At 61.2% G+C, this 17,400-nt stretch carries 18 protein-coding genes; 10 read left to right on the forward strand and 8 right to left on the reverse strand.

Features of this window, described 5'->3' with window-relative positions:
• Window positions 1-25: 25 nt before the first annotated feature.
• The gene (locus O2S87_RS01595; RefSeq protein ID WP_475407051.1) at window positions 26-1,291 is read left to right on the forward strand and encodes an AI-2E family transporter; all 1,266 of its coding nucleotides are present in this window, start codon (window positions 26-28) and stop codon (window positions 1,289-1,291) included.
• Between the two features lie 6 nt (window positions 1,292-1,297).
• On the opposite strand, the gene O2S87_RS01600 is transcribed toward O2S87_RS01595, so the two are convergent.
• Window positions 1,298-1,573, reverse strand: coding sequence for a helix-turn-helix transcriptional regulator (locus O2S87_RS01600; RefSeq protein WP_475407052.1), 276 nt, complete (start codon window positions 1,571-1,573; stop codon window positions 1,298-1,300).
• A 210-nt stretch (window positions 1,574-1,783) separates the two neighbouring features.
• On the opposite strand from O2S87_RS01600, the gene O2S87_RS01605 reads away from it, so the two are divergent.
• The 3 genes from O2S87_RS01605 (at window position 1,784) to O2S87_RS01615 (ending at window position 3,367) form a co-directional block, all read left to right on the forward strand.
• The gene (locus O2S87_RS01605; RefSeq protein WP_475407053.1) at window positions 1,784-2,071 is read left to right on the forward strand and encodes an amphi-Trp domain-containing protein; all 288 of its coding nucleotides are present in this window, start codon (window positions 1,784-1,786) and stop codon (window positions 2,069-2,071) included.
• 260 nt (window positions 2,072-2,331) lie between these two features.
• Window positions 2,332-3,045, forward strand: coding sequence for a DUF7117 family protein (locus tag O2S87_RS01610; RefSeq protein WP_475407054.1), 714 nt, complete (start codon window positions 2,332-2,334; stop codon window positions 3,043-3,045).
• A gap of 91 nt (window positions 3,046-3,136) precedes the next feature.
• On the forward strand, window positions 3,137-3,367 hold the full coding sequence (locus O2S87_RS01615; protein WP_475407055.1) for a DUF7385 family protein: 231 nt from the start codon (window positions 3,137-3,139) through the stop codon (window positions 3,365-3,367).
• Between the two features lie 9 nt (window positions 3,368-3,376).
• Here the strand turns inward: O2S87_RS01615 and O2S87_RS01620 are convergent, their stop codons facing one another.
• From O2S87_RS01620 to O2S87_RS01635, 4 genes are read right to left on the reverse strand one after another with little or no spacing between them, the layout of a single operon-like run.
• Window positions 3,377-4,270, reverse strand: a complete 894-nt coding sequence (locus tag O2S87_RS01620) for a bifunctional methylenetetrahydrofolate dehydrogenase/methenyltetrahydrofolate cyclohydrolase (protein WP_475407056.1) — start codon at window positions 4,268-4,270, stop codon at window positions 3,377-3,379.
• 55 nt (window positions 4,271-4,325) lie between these two features.
• On the reverse strand, window positions 4,326-5,573 hold the full coding sequence (gene glyA / locus O2S87_RS01625; RefSeq protein ID WP_475407057.1) for a serine hydroxymethyltransferase: 1,248 nt from the start codon (window positions 5,571-5,573) through the stop codon (window positions 4,326-4,328).
• 37 nt (window positions 5,574-5,610) lie between these two features.
• Window positions 5,611-6,819, reverse strand: a complete 1,209-nt coding sequence (locus tag O2S87_RS01630; protein WP_475407058.1) for a potassium channel family protein — start codon at window positions 6,817-6,819, stop codon at window positions 5,611-5,613.
• A gap of 59 nt (window positions 6,820-6,878) precedes the next feature.
• The gene (locus O2S87_RS01635) at window positions 6,879-8,516 is read right to left on the reverse strand and encodes a potassium channel family protein (protein WP_475407059.1); all 1,638 of its coding nucleotides are present in this window, start codon (window positions 8,514-8,516) and stop codon (window positions 6,879-6,881) included.
• Window positions 8,517-8,602: 86 nt separating this feature from the next.
• On the opposite strand from O2S87_RS01635, the gene folP reads away from it, so the two are divergent.
• Genes folP through psmA form a run of 4 tightly spaced genes read left to right on the forward strand, consistent with a single transcriptional unit; the run spans window position 8,603 to window position 13,144 of the window.
• Window positions 8,603-11,134, forward strand: coding sequence for a dihydropteroate synthase (gene folP, locus O2S87_RS01640; RefSeq protein ID WP_475407060.1), 2,532 nt, complete (start codon window positions 8,603-8,605; stop codon window positions 11,132-11,134).
• Window positions 11,135-11,172: 38 nt separating this feature from the next.
• Window positions 11,173-11,886, forward strand: a complete 714-nt coding sequence (locus O2S87_RS01645) for an RNase P subunit p30 family protein (RefSeq protein ID WP_475407169.1) — start codon at window positions 11,173-11,175, stop codon at window positions 11,884-11,886.
• A 6-nt stretch (window positions 11,887-11,892) separates the two neighbouring features.
• Window positions 11,893-12,372: an Rpp14/Pop5 family protein gene (locus tag O2S87_RS01650; RefSeq protein ID WP_475407061.1), complete on the forward strand. Its 480-nt coding sequence runs from the start codon at window positions 11,893-11,895 to the stop codon at window positions 12,370-12,372.
• Between the two features lie 7 nt (window positions 12,373-12,379).
• Window positions 12,380-13,144 carry an archaeal proteasome endopeptidase complex subunit alpha gene (gene psmA, locus O2S87_RS01655; protein WP_475407062.1) on the forward strand — a complete coding sequence of 255 codons (765 nt, stop codon included), beginning with the start codon at window positions 12,380-12,382 and terminating at the stop codon, window positions 13,142-13,144.
• A 108-nt stretch (window positions 13,145-13,252) separates the two neighbouring features.
• Here the strand turns inward: psmA and O2S87_RS01660 are convergent, their stop codons facing one another.
• Window positions 13,253-14,359: a M24 family metallopeptidase gene (locus O2S87_RS01660; RefSeq protein ID WP_475407063.1), complete on the reverse strand. Its 1,107-nt coding sequence runs from the start codon at window positions 14,357-14,359 to the stop codon at window positions 13,253-13,255.
• A gap of 108 nt (window positions 14,360-14,467) precedes the next feature.
• On the opposite strand from O2S87_RS01660, the gene O2S87_RS01665 reads away from it, so the two are divergent.
• Both O2S87_RS01665 and O2S87_RS01670 read left to right on the forward strand, forming a co-directional pair.
• A complete protein-coding gene (locus tag O2S87_RS01665; protein WP_475407064.1) occupies window positions 14,468-14,635 on the forward strand; it encodes a hypothetical protein in 168 nt (55 codons plus the stop codon).
• A gap of 61 nt (window positions 14,636-14,696) precedes the next feature.
• The gene (locus tag O2S87_RS01670; RefSeq protein WP_475407065.1) at window positions 14,697-14,939 is read left to right on the forward strand and encodes a DUF7543 family protein; all 243 of its coding nucleotides are present in this window, start codon (window positions 14,697-14,699) and stop codon (window positions 14,937-14,939) included.
• Window positions 14,940-14,952: 13 nt separating this feature from the next.
• On the opposite strand, the gene O2S87_RS01675 is transcribed toward O2S87_RS01670, so the two are convergent.
• Window positions 14,953-15,753, reverse strand: coding sequence for a CBS pair associated ParBc domain-containing protein (locus tag O2S87_RS01675; protein ID WP_475407066.1), 801 nt, complete (start codon window positions 15,751-15,753; stop codon window positions 14,953-14,955).
• Window positions 15,754-15,882: 129 nt separating this feature from the next.
• Window positions 15,883-17,337 (reverse strand): DHH family phosphoesterase, encoded by a 1,455-nt coding sequence (locus O2S87_RS01680; protein ID WP_475407067.1) that lies wholly within the window; start codon window positions 17,335-17,337, stop codon window positions 15,883-15,885.
• Window positions 17,338-17,400 lie beyond the last annotated feature (63 nt).

A 17,400-nucleotide genomic window follows, 5' to 3' on the forward strand; every position in this document is an offset into this window, starting at 1 on the left:
TTTCAGCGCCCAGAGATGAGTACCTATGTCACTTCAACGGACGATCCGTCGACACCCGATCTGGGTGCTCGTCGGCGTTGCCCTCCTCGGTGCGGTGGCCTATGTCGTAAGTTCGTTCATCGGAACGCTCGTCTTTGGGCTGTTTATATACTACTCGACGCGCCCCGTCTACAACCGCATCGAACGCCGGGTTGGCGAGCCGAGCATCGCCGCAGGCATCTCGATTTTTGCGCTGGCGCTGCCCGCGCTGGCGCTCGTGACCTACGCGTTGTTGATCGTCTTCGGCGAACTCAACGAAGTGACGCGGTCGACCGCGCTCGATCCGGCGGATTTCGGCATCGATCCGGCGCTGTTCGAGCAGCTGAGCGATCCGACCAGCCTGCTATCGCTCGAACCCAGACAGTTCCTGAACGCCGACCTGCTCGGCTCGGCGATCGGATCTGTGACCTCGGCGGTCGAGACGCTGACGGTAGTTGCGATCGTGCTTATCAACCTCTTTGCGATGGTCGCGCTGGCGTTCTACCTGCTTCGGGACGACCACCGAATGTCAGCGTGGCTGTTGGACGCCTTCGGTGAGAAGGGCTCGCTGTTTCGAGCGTACTTCGTCGCGGTCGACCGAGATCTCAGAGACATCTTCTTCGGTAACATCCTCAACGCCGTGTTCGCCGGGACGATCGCGGTGATCACCTACTCGCTGTTGAACGTTCTCGCCCCGGAGGCAGTAGCGATCCCGGCGGCAGCGCTCATCGGCCTCTTGACTGGGGTTGCCAGCCTCATTCCGGTCGTGGGAATGAAGCTCATCTACGTGCCGGTCGCGATCTACATGACCGCCGAAGCGGTCCGGACCGGCGGCATCGAGTCGTTGTGGTTCGTCGGGCTGTTCGTCATCGTCTCGCTGGTTATCGTCGACACGATTCCTGACCTCGTGTTGCGTCCCTACGTCTCGGGACGGAACGTCCACGTCGGCGCGCTTATGCTGGCGTACACGCTCGGCCCGCTGCTGTTCGGCTGGTACGGGCTGTTTCTGATGCCGATTCTGTTGGTGTTGGTGATCCAATTCGCCAGAATCGTCTTGCCGGAACTACTCTCCGAGGATCAGTCCACCGCAGTTCCATTCATCGGGGCTCCGGTTGGAACCGCAGGCCACCGACCACCTGGTGGGTCCACTGCTTCCGGGTCGACCGACTCGACACCGCCGGTCGACTCGACATCATCGACCGCTCGTGGCGAGTCTACGACTGCAACGGAGTCACAGCAATCAACAGAAAAATCGACTGAATCAACAGAATAGGTGGTCTCAGGCCGGGAGATACTGCTTTTCCCAGTCCGAGCGGGCGTCGATCTCGCGACGGCCGCGACGGGTCATCGTGTAGAAGTTGGTTCGACGGTCGCGCTGGCCCTTCTCGACGAGCCCTTTGTCGACGAGCGTATCGAGATTCGGATAGAGCCGCCCGTGGTGAATCTCTTTTTCGTAATACTCCTCGAGCTCCTCTTTGATTGCTAATCCGTGAGGGTCGTCCAGCCCGGCAATCACGTACAGCAGGTCACGTTGGAATCCTGTTAGGTCGTACATCGGTAATGTCCAGTTGCAGGTTATTCTCTAAAATAAATAAATATACCGACCTATTACTGAAATCAACGACCAGATCGGGCTTCTTGGCTGCTTTTGCCTTGGTACCTATCGCATCGTTCTCGTATCAGATTGGTAGGTGTCCGGAGCTCTGTTGGCACCGACAGCTATGGCTGACAATCATTTATCAGGGTACAGTCCGTTAGTAGGTGTATGCCCGAAGAGGTCCTGTTCAAATCCGAGTCGACACAGTCGCGCGAAGAGATCGCTGTCTACCTGCGTGCAGTAGCCGACAAACTCTCGGCTGGCGAGGCGGTCACGCTATCGGCAGGCGACGAGAGCCACACCGTTGAAATCCCCGACCAACCCACGTTCGAAGTAAAAGCCGAACGGGAAACCGACAGCAGTGGAGCCAACGCCGAGCGTTCGCTCGAACTCGAAATCGAGTGGGACGAAGACGGCTCGACGGGACAGACGGGCGGCTCGCTCAGTATCGAGTAACCAGTTCAGACAGCTTCGCTATATCGTTTGGTTTCGTCAAAAGGGGAACGTAAGCGACGCGAAAAATGCGCGCCTTCGTTCCGTTGTGGTCCCCGCTGACGCTTCGGCCCTCCAAAGCGAAGCGTCGACTGTAACACGAATCCCCTGTGTATTAAACATATCCATATGGCTATCAAATGTGATTGTAGGCAGCTGTCGAACCGAACGGGTTCGAGCCGTCGCACGAATGACTTTTCGGCCTGCCATCCGAACGCCGTGGTATGAAAATCCGGGGAACACGCCAGTGTCGATCGTGTGATACCCAGTGGTCCTACTACGAGACGGGGAGCATCTCCTGTCCGAGTTGTGGCTCGGTCCGAAGCGTCGGCGTCGACGAGGCGCGTCGTCAGCACACCGACAGCCCCATCGAACTCGATCTCACGCCGATTCGCCACCGGTTGGGGTCCGAATCGATCGAGGATGTCGTCGCCGACTTGAAAGCCATACTGCGGAGCTACACGCGCAAACGTGGATTTATTACTGGTGGTGAGCTCCGCGAGCTTGACGATACGTATCTCCTGGCTCGAGAGCTCCTGCATGCCGCCGATTTGGTCGCCCGTGGTCGCGAGTCGACCGAAGCCGAGGAACTCTACGTCCTCTCAGTGGTCCGCCACGCCGAAGACGGCGAGTGGCCACCCGAACCCGAGCTCCCGGACTCACTGGCACCTGCCAGAGGGATGGCAGTCGTCGAGAGCGTCGAGGCCTACCGACGGGACCTTCGAACCTGGCTCGACGAGCACCCGGATTCGGAGGCTACTAAGGCGCTGGGTTCGCTCCGAGACCAGTGCAAGCGCGCCGAAGCCCTCCAAGGTGAGATACCGCCTGAGACGACCGCGGAGCTCGTTTCGTCGACCCGCGAGATCGGCCAGTATCTCCGGACGGGAGACGTCGACGCGCTGGCGTCGGCTCGTGATCGACTCCAACGGTTGGGGTAGTCCGTCGACACCGACGGCGACGGCGACAGTGACGGCCTGATCGATACCGACGGCGAAAACACCAAACCAGTCGACAGTCATCTGTGAGAATATGCCAGAGCCGTTCGATATCCACGACCATCGACACGAGATGAAGCAGTTGAAGCACACGGGGGAAACGGGGCTGTACGACAATCGGAAGGACGTGACGTGTCCGGTCTGTAGTACGGTGTTCGACCGGCTCTTTGTAACAAAACAACGTGGAACAACGTTCCCCGAAAACGACGGTGCGAGCTTTTGTCTTTTGAACCAGGACGACGCGCTCTACCTGTTCCGACACTGAACCTGGTGTCTATGGGAGTTCGACGTCGACGTCTGCCTGTTCGCTGGCGGCTTTGACCGTATTATACAGGAGCATCGCCCGAGTCATCGGGCCAACACCGCCGGGAACCGGCGTGATCGCGCCCGCGACTGCTTTGGCGCTCTCGTAGTCGACGTCGCCGACCAGTTTGTAACCCTTCTCGGTGTCCGCATCGACACGATTCACGCCCACGTCGATCACCGTTGCGCCCTCTTTGATCATCGAGCCATCGATGAACTCGGGAACGCCCGCAGCAGCAACGACGATGTCTGCGTCGCCCGTTTTGGCTGCGAGATCGCCCGTTCGGGAGTGACAGATCGTCGTTGTCGCGTTACCCTGTGGGGCCTTCTGGATCAGGAGGTTCGCCAGCGGTTTGCCGACGATGTCCGACCGCCCGACGACCACGGCGTCTGCGCCTTCGGTTTCGATCTCGTAGTACTCTAGGAGCTTCTGGACGCCGTGAGGGGTACAGGGTTTGAATCGGGCGTCGCCAGCGACGAGTCGACCCACGTTCTCGGGGTGGAAACCGTCGACGTCTTTGGCGGGATCGATAGCCCGAATGACCTCACGTTTGTCGACGTGATCCGGCACCGGCAACTGGACGAGGATACCGTGAACTTCAGGGTCGTTGTTGAGGTCATCGATGGTCTCAAAGAGTTCTTCGGCGGGAGCCTCGGGATCGATCTCGACGTGAATGCCATTGATGCCGACCTCCTCGCAGTCGCGCTGTTTCATCGAGACGTAGGTCTCGCTGGCGGCGTCGTCGCTCATCAGGACGGTCGCGAGGCCGGGAGTAACGCCTGCGTCGACGAGGGTGTCGACGCAGCCGGTGATTTCGCCTCGGATATCACTTGCGACGGCTTTGCCGTCGATAATCTGGGTCATTAGCCTAACACGGGGAGGCAATCAGCAAAAGGATTCGGAAGCAGCGACAGCGACGTTACTCGTAGAGCGGGTGCTCGTCGCAGAGTTCGTCGACGCGTGCCGCGACTTCTGCGATCACGCCTTCGTCGTCGTGATTGTCGACGACTCTGTAGATCAGATCGCCGACCTCGGCGATGTCTTCTTCGTCGAAGCCGCGCGTAGTGAGCGCGGGCGTCCCGGCGCGAATCCCGCTGGGGTTGAACGGCGAGCGCGTCTCGCCCGGAACCGTGTTCGCGTTAAGCACGATTCCGGCTTCGGCGAGGGCGTCCTCGGCATCACCGCCCGGCAAGTCCGGATGCGACTCGCGAAGGTCGACCAGGACGAGGTGTGTGTCGGTACCGCCCGAAACGACCTCGAAGCCGTGGTCCGCAAAGGTCTCGGCGAGGACTTCGGCGTTGTCGACGACCTCCTGGGCATATTCCTCGAACGCCGGTTCGAGCGCCTCGCCGAAGCCGACTGCTTTCCCGGCAATGTTGTGCATCAGCGGGCCACCCTGACCGCCGGGGAAGACGGCGTTATCGATGTCGTCGGCGTGTTCCTCGCTGGTCATCACGATGCCACCACGGCCAGCGCGGATCGTTTTGTGGGTCGACCCTGTCACGAAGTCGGCGATGCCGACCGGCGAGGCGTGAACGCCCGCAGCGACGAGGCCGGTAATATGTGCAATATCGGCGAGATGGTAGGCCCCCACGTCGTCGGCGACGTCCTGAATGGTCTGCCATTCAACCTCGCGTGGGTACGCGGAGTAACCCGAGACGATCATATCGGGCTCGAATTCGGCGGCCATCTCGGCGAGGCCCTCGTAGTCGACGTAGCCGGTTTCGGGGTCGACTTCGTACTGTTCGACGTCGTAGAACTGGCCGACGAAGTTGGCGGGATGGCCGTGGCTGAGGTGGCCGCCGTGGGTCAGATCGAGAGAAAGGATCTTGTCGCCGGGTTCGAGCGTCGCGAAGTAGACCGACTGATTCGCTTGGGTGCCGGAATGGGGCTGGACGTTGACGTGTTCGGCTCCCCAGAGCTTTTTGGCGCGGTCGATGGCCAGTTGTTCGATGTCGTCGGCGTACTCACACCCCGCATAATAGCGCTTGCCGGGATAGCCTTCGGCGTACTTGTTGGTGAGTGCGCTGCCTTGGGCTTCGAGGACGGCCTTGCTGACGTGGTTTTCGCTGGCGATCATTGCCAGTGTGCCTTCTTGTCGAGAATCCTCGCCTTCGAGGGCGTCTGCGACCGCCGGGTCGACCGACCGCACCTGCTCGTAGTTCATACTCAAAACGGGGCCGCTCATCCCAATAAGTGGTTCGTTAGGCCGCGGCTAACTGGTCGAACTGTGCGGCGGCCGTACGGGTGCCTTTGGCGATCACGATGTCGCCGCCGCGGAGGTCGGCGTCGGCATCCGCCACCAGAATCCAGCCGTCGCCGGGTCGACGGATCGCAATCACGGACATCGTCACATCAGCGTCGGGAACTCCCTCAGTGACCGAAGTGCCATCGAGCTCGCTTCCGGTCGCAACCGCCGCGCGAGTGATGATCTCGTCGCTCTCTTGGACCGCGAGTTGGACCACCGGGTGGACTTCGATATCCCGGAGGACGCCTTCGCTGATGTCGAGGGCAGCATCGCTGATGACTTCGGTGCTGGTGCCGAGATGGATCAGGCCGCGAAGCGTGACCGGATCCTCGGCGTCGGCCGCGGCCTGCAGTACCCATGCCTCGAACCGCGACTCAAGCGAGTCGACCTCGACCTCCAGGTTACTCACCTCCTCGGCGAGTTCGGCGTCGTCGAACAGCACGCTGCTGTAGGCCAGATCGACCGCCAGCTCCGAGAGGTTCTTCATGTGGAGGATGGTGTCGACCGCGCGTTCGAGATCCTCGATCCTAGCGACCTCGGGAAGCTGTGGGTCGTAGGCGGTCGCCGAGAGCGTCTCATAGACATCGCCGATCTCTGATTCGGGGCCGCGGAGAAAGGCGATGTCTGCACCCTGAATATCGGTGGTGGGGCCGGGATTCAAGAGCCACTGTTCGCCGCGCCTGAGGGCGATTACTCGAACGCCGGTTTCGGATTCGAGATCGATCTCGCCGAGCGTGCGGCCAGCGTACACCGACTCCTCGTCGACGACGCCACGGACGAGCGTTTCGACCGCTTCGGGAAGCGCCGCCCGCATGGCGTCCGGAAGGCCGATGTCTTCGAGGACGATCTTGGCGATATCGCCCGCCGCATCGCTGATCTGGTCGGTCGCGGTGACGATACTGAGGACGGGCGCAAGCGCCTCTGCATCCGAGGGGCTCCGGGCGGCCATCAGCAGGCTCATTTGGGCGCGGATTTCGAGGACATCCATCTTGCCTTCGAGCCGTAACACTTCGGTAGCGAGCTCGTCGCTGCGGTGGAGCACTGCCGAGTAGGCGAGATCGATCAGCAGCTCGGCGGTGTCTTTCATCTCGACGAGCAGATCCTTGACGCTGACCGGTTCGTACTCGACCGGCGTCGACGATGCCTCGCCCACTGGCAGATCCATACTAGGTCCAGTTGTGCCGACTACAAAAGGGTTCACCGGCCGGTTCGAACCACGAGCGACTACGAACAGTACCGATTCTCGTACTCTCTGATTGCGGTGTCCGTCCCAACGATGATGGCCTCGTCACCTTCGGCGAAGCGGAACGTCTCGGGATCGAACTCGGTGATCGTCTCTCCATTGCGCTGGATACCGATCACCGTACACTCTGTCTCTGTTCGCACCTGTTCGTCGACGAGTGTACTCCCAGCTAGCTCGCCCGTAGGGAGTCGAACCACGCTGAGCTGTGTGCCGTAGGCCAGCACCTCCTCGTCTTCGAACACCGTAGAGGCCAGCATTCGTCCGCTGACGGTGGCCAACGACTGAACGTACGTTGCGCCCGCCCGGTAGAGTTTCTCGACGTTTTCTTGCTCGTTAGCCCGCACGAGGATGTCGAGCTCCGGATTCAGTTCACGAGCGATGAGTGTCGCGAAGATCGCGGTCGTATCGTCTCCCACAGTCAAAATGAGTGCGCTGCTGTCGTCGATTCCTGCGGCATCCAGCACCGCCGGATCGCGGGCATCACCCACGACGTCGACCGCGTTCTTTGCATCAATATCCAACACAGAGAGCTGTGAGTCGGCGGCCGTCAGCTCGTCGGCTGCTGCTTGGCCAGCATCCCCGTACCCCGCAAGAACGATTCTCTGCGGGGCGATTTCCCGAACCGTCGCGGCCGTCGCCTCACGGAGTGCATCGACCTGGCTTTGCTCACCGGCGACGAGTAGCCGGCTGCCGGAGTTGAGTCGTTGGTTCGGGTCGACCGGTGTCTCGAAGCTCCCGTCGACCCACATTCCGATGACGTTGACACCGAACTGCTCGCGGAGGGCAGCCTCCCTAAACCGACGGTTGGAAAAGTCGCTGTCCGCCTCAACCGTGAGTTCGACCAGTTCGACAGTCTCGCTGATCGGAACCCCCTCTTCGATATCGGTCGTTATCGTCGCGGGAACCTGTGCCGCGAGGCTCTCGCCCAGCAACTGCCGGGGCGACAGCACCTCGTCAGCACCGGCCACGTACTGATAGCGACTGAGCTCCGAATCGCTGACGAGCGTGATGATTCGGACCTCGGCGTCCGAAGCTCGCACCGACAGCGCAATGCTTGCGTTCGTATCGTCGGCCACATCCGCGACAACGGCGACCGCCCGGTCGATCCCGACGTTCGCCAGCAGCTCGGTCGACTCCGGATCGCCGTGGACCACCTGGTATCCTGCCTTATGAAGTTTGTTCGCGGTCTCGATATCCGGCTCGATCAGCACGTAGGGCTGGTCTCTGGCGTCGAGCTCGTTTATAAAGGCGTCCGTTCGGGGTGTGTGCGCACAGATGATAACGTGAGAATCACTCTTCGGGGCAGTCTCCGGGACGGTCGGCGAGAGGGTGTTGCGGAGCCACGGTACTGCGAAGATGTCGACGGCAGTCAGAATGAGTCCGATCCCGGCGAACTGCATGAGGATCACCAAGAGATTCATTTCAGGTGTTTGCCACGGTGCGTCCTCACCGTAGCCGGTGGTGGTGAAACTCTGAATCACGACTCCGAGCGAGCGAAACAGTGGCTGGGGTCGACCCTCTAAGAACGTCATGCCAGCGTTGTAGAGTACGGTGAACAGGAGGGTCGTCGCAACCACTAACCCCACATAGTAGCCAGTTCGGCGGGTGGGAAACCGCATACAGTAGTATCTCGCCGCGGGCTGTTAAACAGGTGTGCGCCGTACTGCACCGAAGCAGATAACCTGCGGCAGTCGGATTCGGCTATATGGAGTATCACGAGGCGGCAAATTTTTGTTTCGATCTCCGCAGATTTGCGGTCCGCCCCGGTATCGACGGCATCGCAGCCCTGCGAAGCGAACTCGGTGAGCCCGCCAGCGAACTCCCGTTCGTCCAGATTGCGGGCTCGAACGGCAAGGGAAGCACAGCGAAGATGGTCGAATCTATTCTCAGGGAAAGCGGGCTGTCTGTCGGGCTCTACAGCTCGCCACACCTGGTTTCGCTCGACGAACGAATACAGGTCGACGGCCGCCCGATCACCGCGTCGGCGATCACCGACTTTATCGAGCGAACCAAACCCTGGCTGGTCGACCGCGCCGCCGAGGGTAACCCGCTCACGTTTTTCGAGGTCGTCACGATGATGGGTATCTGGTATTTCGACCGCGAGGACGTCGACGTGGCGGTGCTCGAAGTCGGTCTCGGCGGCGAGTTCGACGCGACGAGCGTGGTCGACCCGGTTGCCAGCTGTGTGACGACGGTCACGCTCGAACACACCGACGTGCTCGGCGATACGATCGAAGCAATCGCGACGACAAAAGCCAAAGTCGCACCCAGCGGTGAGACTCCGCTCGTCACGGGCGCGACCGGTGAGGCCCGCCACGCTGTTCGCGCCGAGGCTGGTGAGGTCCTCACGGTTGGCACGGCCAGCGACACCGAGCCCAGCGGCTGCACGGTTCGCTACGAGGGCCGGGTCAACCACACCGAGGCCAGCGCGCGGATCGAACTCCCGACCGTCGACCGTGGGCCGTGGCCCGCGCTCGACACCAGTGAACTCGACGTTAGGCTCGCGCTACTCGGCGAGCATCAGGCGCTCAACGCCGGGATCGCCACGATGCTCGCAGGACAGGTCGTTGGCTCGCTCGAAGACGAATACAGCGAGACAGTCGACTTCGATGCCACGACGATCGGCCGTGGGCTCCGCAACGCCCACTGGCCGGGGCGCTTCGAGGTCATACGCGAAGCTCCCCTGATCGTCCTCGACGGTGCTCACAACCCCGAGGCGACCGGGACGCTCGCCGAAACGCTGTCGACGTTCGACTACGACGACCTGCATCTCGTCTTCGGGGCGATGCACGACAAATCCCACGGGGAGATGGCTGAAACGCTGCCGACCCCCGATTCGGTCATCACGTGCCGACCGAATCTCGACCGCGCGGAGGATCCGACGGTTCTCGCCCGTGTGTTCGAAACCGCAGGCGCTGACGACGTGACTGCGGGCTCGTCGGTTGCCGAGGCAGTTACCGAGGCCCGAGAGCGTGCCGGTCCCGACGACTGTCTCCTTGTGACTGGCTCGCTGTTCGCGGTCGGCGAGGCCCGGACGACGATGACACGGCGGGCGATCCCAAAACGTGTCGACGACAGCCAGCAAGCCAGAACGGTGTTGTCGAAGGCTCATGTGACCGATTGGGAGATCGACATCGAGGCCGAGCGGGCGGTCCACCGCGTCGTCTCAATGCAGGTTGAAGGTCGACAGGCCACAATTCTCGATCGCGAACTCCGCTCGCTCGGTGGGAGCTGTGGCAGCTCTGGGGTCACTGCGGCGGGCGAACTCCACGATGTCGTGCTGATGGGAACGGTCGCTCAGTTCCGCCAGTTGACGGCCACACTCATGGGCCAACCGTTCGGCCTTCCGGCGATTGCCGCCAAGATCCGTCGCCAGGTCGGCCTTATAACTGATGCCGACGACGAAACAACCCCCCAGTATCCGTGGGACGAGGGGACCGCCGTCATGGGAATTCTCAACGTTACGCCCGACAGCTTCCACGACGGCGGGGATTTTTTCGACCGCGAGGCCGCAATCGAGGGCGCCAAAGCCCTCGTCGACGAGGGTGCAGACCTTATCGACATCGGCGGCGAAAGCACCCGTCCTGGGGCCGATCCAGTGACTGTCGCCGAGGAGATCGACCGCATTGTTCCGGTCATCGAGGCCGTCTCCGAACTCGACGTCCGGATCTCGGTCGACACCCGTAAAGCCGCGGTCGCCGAGGCCGCCCTCGACGCTGGAGCGGATATCCTCAACGACGTCGCTGGGCTCGAAGACCCTGCAATGCGATTTTTGGCCGCCAACCGCGAGGTGCCGGTGATCGTCATGCACTCGATTGATACGCCGGTCGTTCCCGACCGAGACGTCGACTACGAGGACGTGGTCGAAGACGTGATTCGCGCGCTCAACGAGCGTGTGTTGCTCGCCGAAAAAGCCGGACTCCCCCGTGAACGGATCATCGTCGACCCCGGCCTCGGCTTCGGTAAAACGGCTCCCGAAAGCTTCGAACTCCTGGGGCGACTCGACGAGTTCCGAGCACTGGGCTGTCCGATTTTGGTGGGCCACTCCCACAAGTCGATGTTCGATCATATCGACCGCGCGCCCGACGATAGACGCGAGGCGACCGTCGCGGCGACTGCGCTGGCCGCCGATCGTGGTGCTGACATCGTCCGCGTTCACGACGTTGCAGAGAATCGGGCCGCCGTTGACGTCCAGCAGGCGGTCAATACTGGCGATACAGCCACTGACCGAGAGTGAACCGCAACCACCAAGCGGTCGACACGGAAATCGAGGGTATGTACGAGGCGGTCGTCGCCCATCCCATGGGAACGAGCACCGTCAGTCGATACGCCAAAACGGCCGCAAGCTACGGCTACGACGGACTTGTCGTTCGAACACGGGAAGCCGACTACGACGCCGCAGCCATTGGTGATCGCTACGAGATCGACATCGTCGACGCGGTCGAGATCGAGGCAGACACCCCCGATAGTGTCTCCGGCTCGGTCGGCAACTTTCGCGCGAAATGTACCCTACTGTTGGTGCGTGGCGGCACGAACGCGCTCGATCGGTACGCTGTTGAAACCGATCGTGTCGACGTACTCACGCGCCCAATGGCCGAATCGGGTGACTTCAATCACGTGCTCGCGAAAGCAGCTACCACCCACGGCGTCCGCGTCGAGTTCGATTTCGGTCCCGTTCTGCGATCCAGTGGCGGCCAGCGCGTCAAGGCACTGCGCGGACTCCGCAAACTCCGTGAACTCGTCGAGCAGTACAACACCCCATACGTCGTCAGTTCGAGCCCGACCACGCATCTATGGCTTCGGTCTCCACGAGAGCTGGTTGCCGTCGGCGAACAGATCGGCTTTTCGGCCGAGCAGGTCGAACGCGGCCTCGAAGAGTGGGGCAGACTTGCGAACCGCAACAGACACCGAGCCAGCGACGTGTTCGTCGAGCCGGGCGTTACACGCGGCCGATATGAAAAGACGGACGACGAGCACTCACGTGAATAAATTGTTATGAAGCACCTACCAAAGCACATTCGTCCACGATGGCGATATCTGGCGGTTGAGATCGAGTCGACACCCGATGCTGAGATCGACCGTGGGACGTTCCAGCGGGAGTTGTGGTACGCTGCCGGAAACCTCCTGGGTGATTCGGGAAGTGCCGATGCCGATCTGACGGTCTATGGCTTCTCGTTTGACGAGGGGATCGGCGAGACGATCATCCGGGTACGCCGGGGGGAAACCGATCCTGCACGTGCAGCACTGGCCTGTCTCACTGCCGTCGACGGCGAGCCGGTCGGGGTAGTCGTCCGTGGGATTTCAGGGACGGTACGTGCCTGTGAAGAAAGGTATTTAGGACGCCGGACCGGAGCTTTCGACCAGAGACACGTGGTGTTTGCGGACGCCCAACGGCCTGCGTTCTCACGAGAGGACGAGATCGACGTATCGATGCCGACGGGGTTCGTGAGCGCGACGGAACTCGATTTCGAGTGAGACATATATGCAGGGACAAGCCCAACAGCAGGCGTACGACCGCGGCATCACCATCTTCTCGCCGGACGGTCGACTCTACCAGGTCGAATACGCCCGCGAAGCAGTCAAACGCGGCTCGGCGAGCATCGGTGTTCGAACCACCGAGGGAGTAGTGCTACTCGCAGACAAGCGAAGCCATTCACCACTCATGGAGCCCGAGAGCGTCGAAAAGCTCCACAAAGCCGACGATCACATCGGGATGGCTTCGGCGGGCCACGTTGCCGACGCGCGCCAACTGATCGACTTTTCGCGTCGACAGGCACAGGTCGAACGCCTTCGTTACGGTGAGCCAATGGGCGTCGAAACGCTGACAAAAACGGTCACCGACTACATCCAGCAGTACACGCAGATCGGTGGCGCACGCCCGTTCGGCGTTGCCCTCGTCGTCGGTGGCATCGAAAACGGCGAGCCTCGACTGTTCGAGACAGATCCCTCTGGCACCCCATACGAGTGGAAGGCACTGGCGATCGGCGAGAACCGAGCCGACATCCGCGAGTACCTCGAAGAGGGATACGACGAGGAACTCACGCTCGATGAGGGTATTGAACTCGCTCTCGGCGCACTTTCGGACGCCACCGACGAACTACTCGAACCCGACGGACTCGGACTAGCGACGATCACCGTCGACGACGAATCGTTCCACCACTACTCGGTCGACGAACTCGAAACGGTTCTCGACGACCATGGCCTTCTGGCCAGCGACGAGGACGAAACCGACGCAGACGACGAGTAGTCGACGACTACTCGTCACAATCCGGCAGTAGTTGGTTCCTACTCGACGCGAATTATCAGTAGCGACGATACTGTTCGCGTGATGACTGGTCTGCTTTTTTGCCTCTGTTTATATATGCCAGTCGCGCAGCGTGGTGTTGAGCCGTTCACAGCCAGTATCGGTGACGACGACGAGGTCCTCGATACGGACACCGAACTCTCTGGGCAGATAGATGCCGGGTTCCACTGAAAACACCATCTGTGGCGCCAGTAGGCGGTCACTACCGTCGACGATGGTGGGCTCCTCGTGGACATCGAGACCGACTCCGTGGCCCGTTCGGTGGATAAACCGGTCGCCGTAGCCCGCTTCGGCAATACCCTCGCGGGCGGCCGCGTCGACCGCGCCCGCGGCTACTCCTGGTTCGACAGTATTGATCGCCGCGGCCTGCGCCCGCCGGACGAGTTCGTGGACGGCTCGAAACTCCTCGCTGGGTTCGCCGTCGAAGACGACCGTTCGGGTTTGGTCAGCGGGGTAGCCGTCGACGCGCGCGCCGAAGTCGAGCACGACCGGGTCACCTGACTCGATCACTCGGTCGCTGTGGGTGTGGTGTGGCATCGCGCCATTCGGCCCCGAGCCCACGATCGGTTCAAACGAGAGCGACTCTCCGCCAGCCGCGGTGAGTTCGGCCTCAATCCGTGCTGCGAGTTCGGTCTCGGTCATCCCGACTGCCTCCGAACCCAACTCGCGAACAGCCAGCATTGCAGTGTCGGTTGCCGTAGCGGCCCGCCGGAGTGCGTCGAGTTCTGTCTCGTCCTTGCGTATTCGGAGCTCGGCCAGCAGGCTATCGGCTAATCCGAACGTCGACGACGGGAGCGTTGACGCCAGTAGTTGCGTAAACCGCGCCCACATCGTCTCGTCGACCAGCAGGTGCGAGCCGTCGAGATTCAGCTCCGAACACAGCTCCGCGAGCGGTTCGGCCGGTCCCTCGGCGTCGCACCACGTTCGAATCCGTGTGATCGGCGTTCGGTCGTCGACCTGTTCGGCCGCCAGTTCAGGAACGAAAAACATCGGCTCGCGGTCGGCTATGAGAAACAAAAATAGCGCTCGGTCGCTCGGCTCCTCGGCGAACCCGGTGAGATACTCCAGATTTCGACTCGGAAACAGGACGACCGCGTCGGCGCTACTCGCAGCCAGCCGACGCTGGCAGGCCGCGAGCCGATCCGAATGGGGAGGCATACAGACTCGTATTCGGCCGTCTCAAAAGAGGCGTCGACCGACAGATCGGGACGGGGTATAAAAATTAGGCAGCAATTACTTACCACATAGTTGGACACAAGCGAGTGTATGGCCTTCCAATGGCTCTCCGTGAATGCGTGTCCCTCCTGTAACATCATTCCGAGTGCAACCCGATACGACGATTTCGGTTACCCAGTCTGTCCGAACTGTGGAACGATCATTCGGTATCCAGAAGCAGGTGACGAACAGACGGTCGCCCAAGCACAATCTGATTGACAACAGGAAAACCGTGTATCGGTTTCGTAACGTACGTGTCGAAAGAGCCCGTTGAGTCGATATGAACTGGGAGCAAACGACAGCTGAAGACGGGCTCGAAGAATGGACCGTACCCGACGGCACCGCAACCATCCGGCTCCGCCAACGCACCGATGGAAGCTTCGTGGTCCGCCTCGACCGGCTGTATCAGGCCGACGAGGGTCGTGGCTACGCCTACGAGGTCGTCGAAAGCCGTGCCGCCGCCGAACAGCTGGTCGACGAGTGGCAGACAGGGCCAGTCGGACCGAACAGCATCCCGGAGTAGTCGGTTGAGCAGCCTACAGAAGTCGTTCGGTCGTCTCAACCAGTGGATGGTGGGCGTAGTCAACGATAGAGATATCTTGGATTCCGGATAACCCGAGCTTGGCGGCTGTTTTGGCCAGTCCCAGATCGACCGATTCGCTGAGAACGATTACGTACGCCTCCATCTCGTCGAGATTCATACTGTCGGCGGCCAACACCCGGTGGTGGCCGTCTGCGAGATAGAGTTCTGGACGCTCGGCCGAGCCTGTGTTGTCGATGACGACGAGCGGTTCGGCCAGCCCGCGCTCGAGTTCGTAGCGTCGGCCTTCGAGTTCGTCAGCGTACACCCGATCCTGCGTTGGTGTCAGCAACGACAGCGACACCTCTCGACGCTCTTCGGAGAGATCGACGTCGCCGTGAATCTGTTCGAGGCTTCGTCGGAGTTTACCCACTTTTTCCGGGGTAACCCGCTCTATCTGGCTTCGGACGACGTCGGTGTTCGAGAGAATGCCGACCAACTGTCCGTTGTCGTCGACGACCGGGAGTTTTTGAATTCCCGAACGGAGAATCACGCGGGCGGCATCCGTCACCGACATCTCGGGGTGGGTGACCAGTATATCGGTGCTCATCACCTCGGAGATCGGTGTCGACCCGTCTGCGGTAAGCAGATCACGTGCAGAGACAAACCCCTCGACAGTCAGCGCTTGACAGACCGGAAACCCGTTGTGGTCTTGGCTTTCGCTGATCCGTCGACTCACCGCTTCGACCGAGTCATCCGGAGACACCGTCGAGACGTTGTGTGTCATATACTCCTCGACGCGGGGCTTTCGGTCCATACTGTCGCTCTTAAGCCCGAGGCATGCAAAAAGCTAGTGCTATCGACTCGTGAGGTCTCTGGTGAAATACTCGGTTGGCAGGCCGGGGTAGTCAGAGGCTACGCTTGTTTTCCCACTGGTAGCCACTGACTACTCTCGACGCTCAAGCGATTGATTCTGGGTGTGGACGGCCGGATCGGTAGTCGCTTCGAGCGACGCGAAGAACCGTTCGGAGATCAGCGTGTGGACGACGTCCGTGAGGTCTTCATCGTCGTCGACCGCTCGAATAATCCCCAGGGGGAGTTGGGCACCTGCCATGTTCGCATGCCCGCCAGCACTACCGATCTGATCGAGTGCTTCACGAAGCGTCTCTCCCAGATCGATCGGTGCACCCCGTGTCCGGCCTGAAACGTAGATCATGTCCTCGGTATAGCCGTAGACGAGCACCGTCGAAATTCCCTCCATATTTAGCAGGTTGTCGGCCGTCTGTGCCAGTGCGTCACGGTCGGTGATCCGGCCGACACAGGTCGTCAGCGTCGACCCTCGAACATCGCGTCGCTGAATCGCGGTCGCCAGCGTTTCGACGACCGACGGCGTCACGCTCGGCGATTCGATGCGTTCGAGATCGTCCTCGCTCGCCAACGAGGAGAGCACCGATGCCGCGACGAAATCGGCCTCCGAGACCTCCCTGGTGAATCCCTTGGTGTCGGTCTGAATGCCATACAGCAGCGCCGTCGCCAGTGACTGGTCGAACGGTAACCCGAGCCGACGGATATACTCGGTGATGATCGTACTCGTCGACCCGATCTCCGGGCGGATGTCGACGTATCTGTCGGTCTCGTCTATCGGCATGCGAGGTGGGTGGTGATCGACCACGATTTTGATCGCTGTCTCGGGTGGGAGGCTGTCGTTTACCCCCGGTTGCGAGTGATCGACCAGCGCGAGCGCACCGTAGTCGGATGGATCGAACGTCTCGGGGTCGGCCGGGTACAACGTGAGGTCAAGCAGATTGACCAACGCCCGGTTTTCTTGGTGTGAAATATCGCCGAAATAGCAGGCCTCGGCCGGAACTCCGACCGATTCGGCGATGCGAACGAGCCCGACAGCGCTGGCGATCGCGTCAGGATCTGGATTGTCGTGTGCGATCACTCCCAACGGTTTCGAGAGCGACCGAATGGTCGACAACAGCTGTCCCATCTGTCCGCCCTGCCCGCTCGCGGTCGCCTCGACGATACGACCTGCGATCTCCGTACGGGAGTCGATCAGCTCGTCGGCCAACTCGGTGAGCTGGTCTCGTTGTTCGGGTGTTGCCTCCAGTCCGACCGCGACGATCAGCATCGAATCGGGAAACTCAGTTCTCACAGTAGTGGCTATCCGAATCGTCGACGTGGGATCGGACGCTGCAACGACGACGATATCGGCCGCTGAGGGGTAGTGTGTCGGATCGGCCGGATCGCCTTCGATGGCTGCGATACGGTCGTCGCGCAGTGTCGTCACCCAGCCGCTGTCGGTGGTCACGACGTACAGCTCGCCGGGGGAGGCGGTCGCCGGATCGGTGAGGCTGCGTCCGACACCCCCGTCTCCGAGGACGAGCCGACGAATCATAGCTACTACCAGGTGGTCGACCGGGAAAACGGTGCCGTCGTGGAGACGCGAACGTCGACTGTT

It is taken from the genome of Halohasta sp. A2, assembly GCF_056175805.1.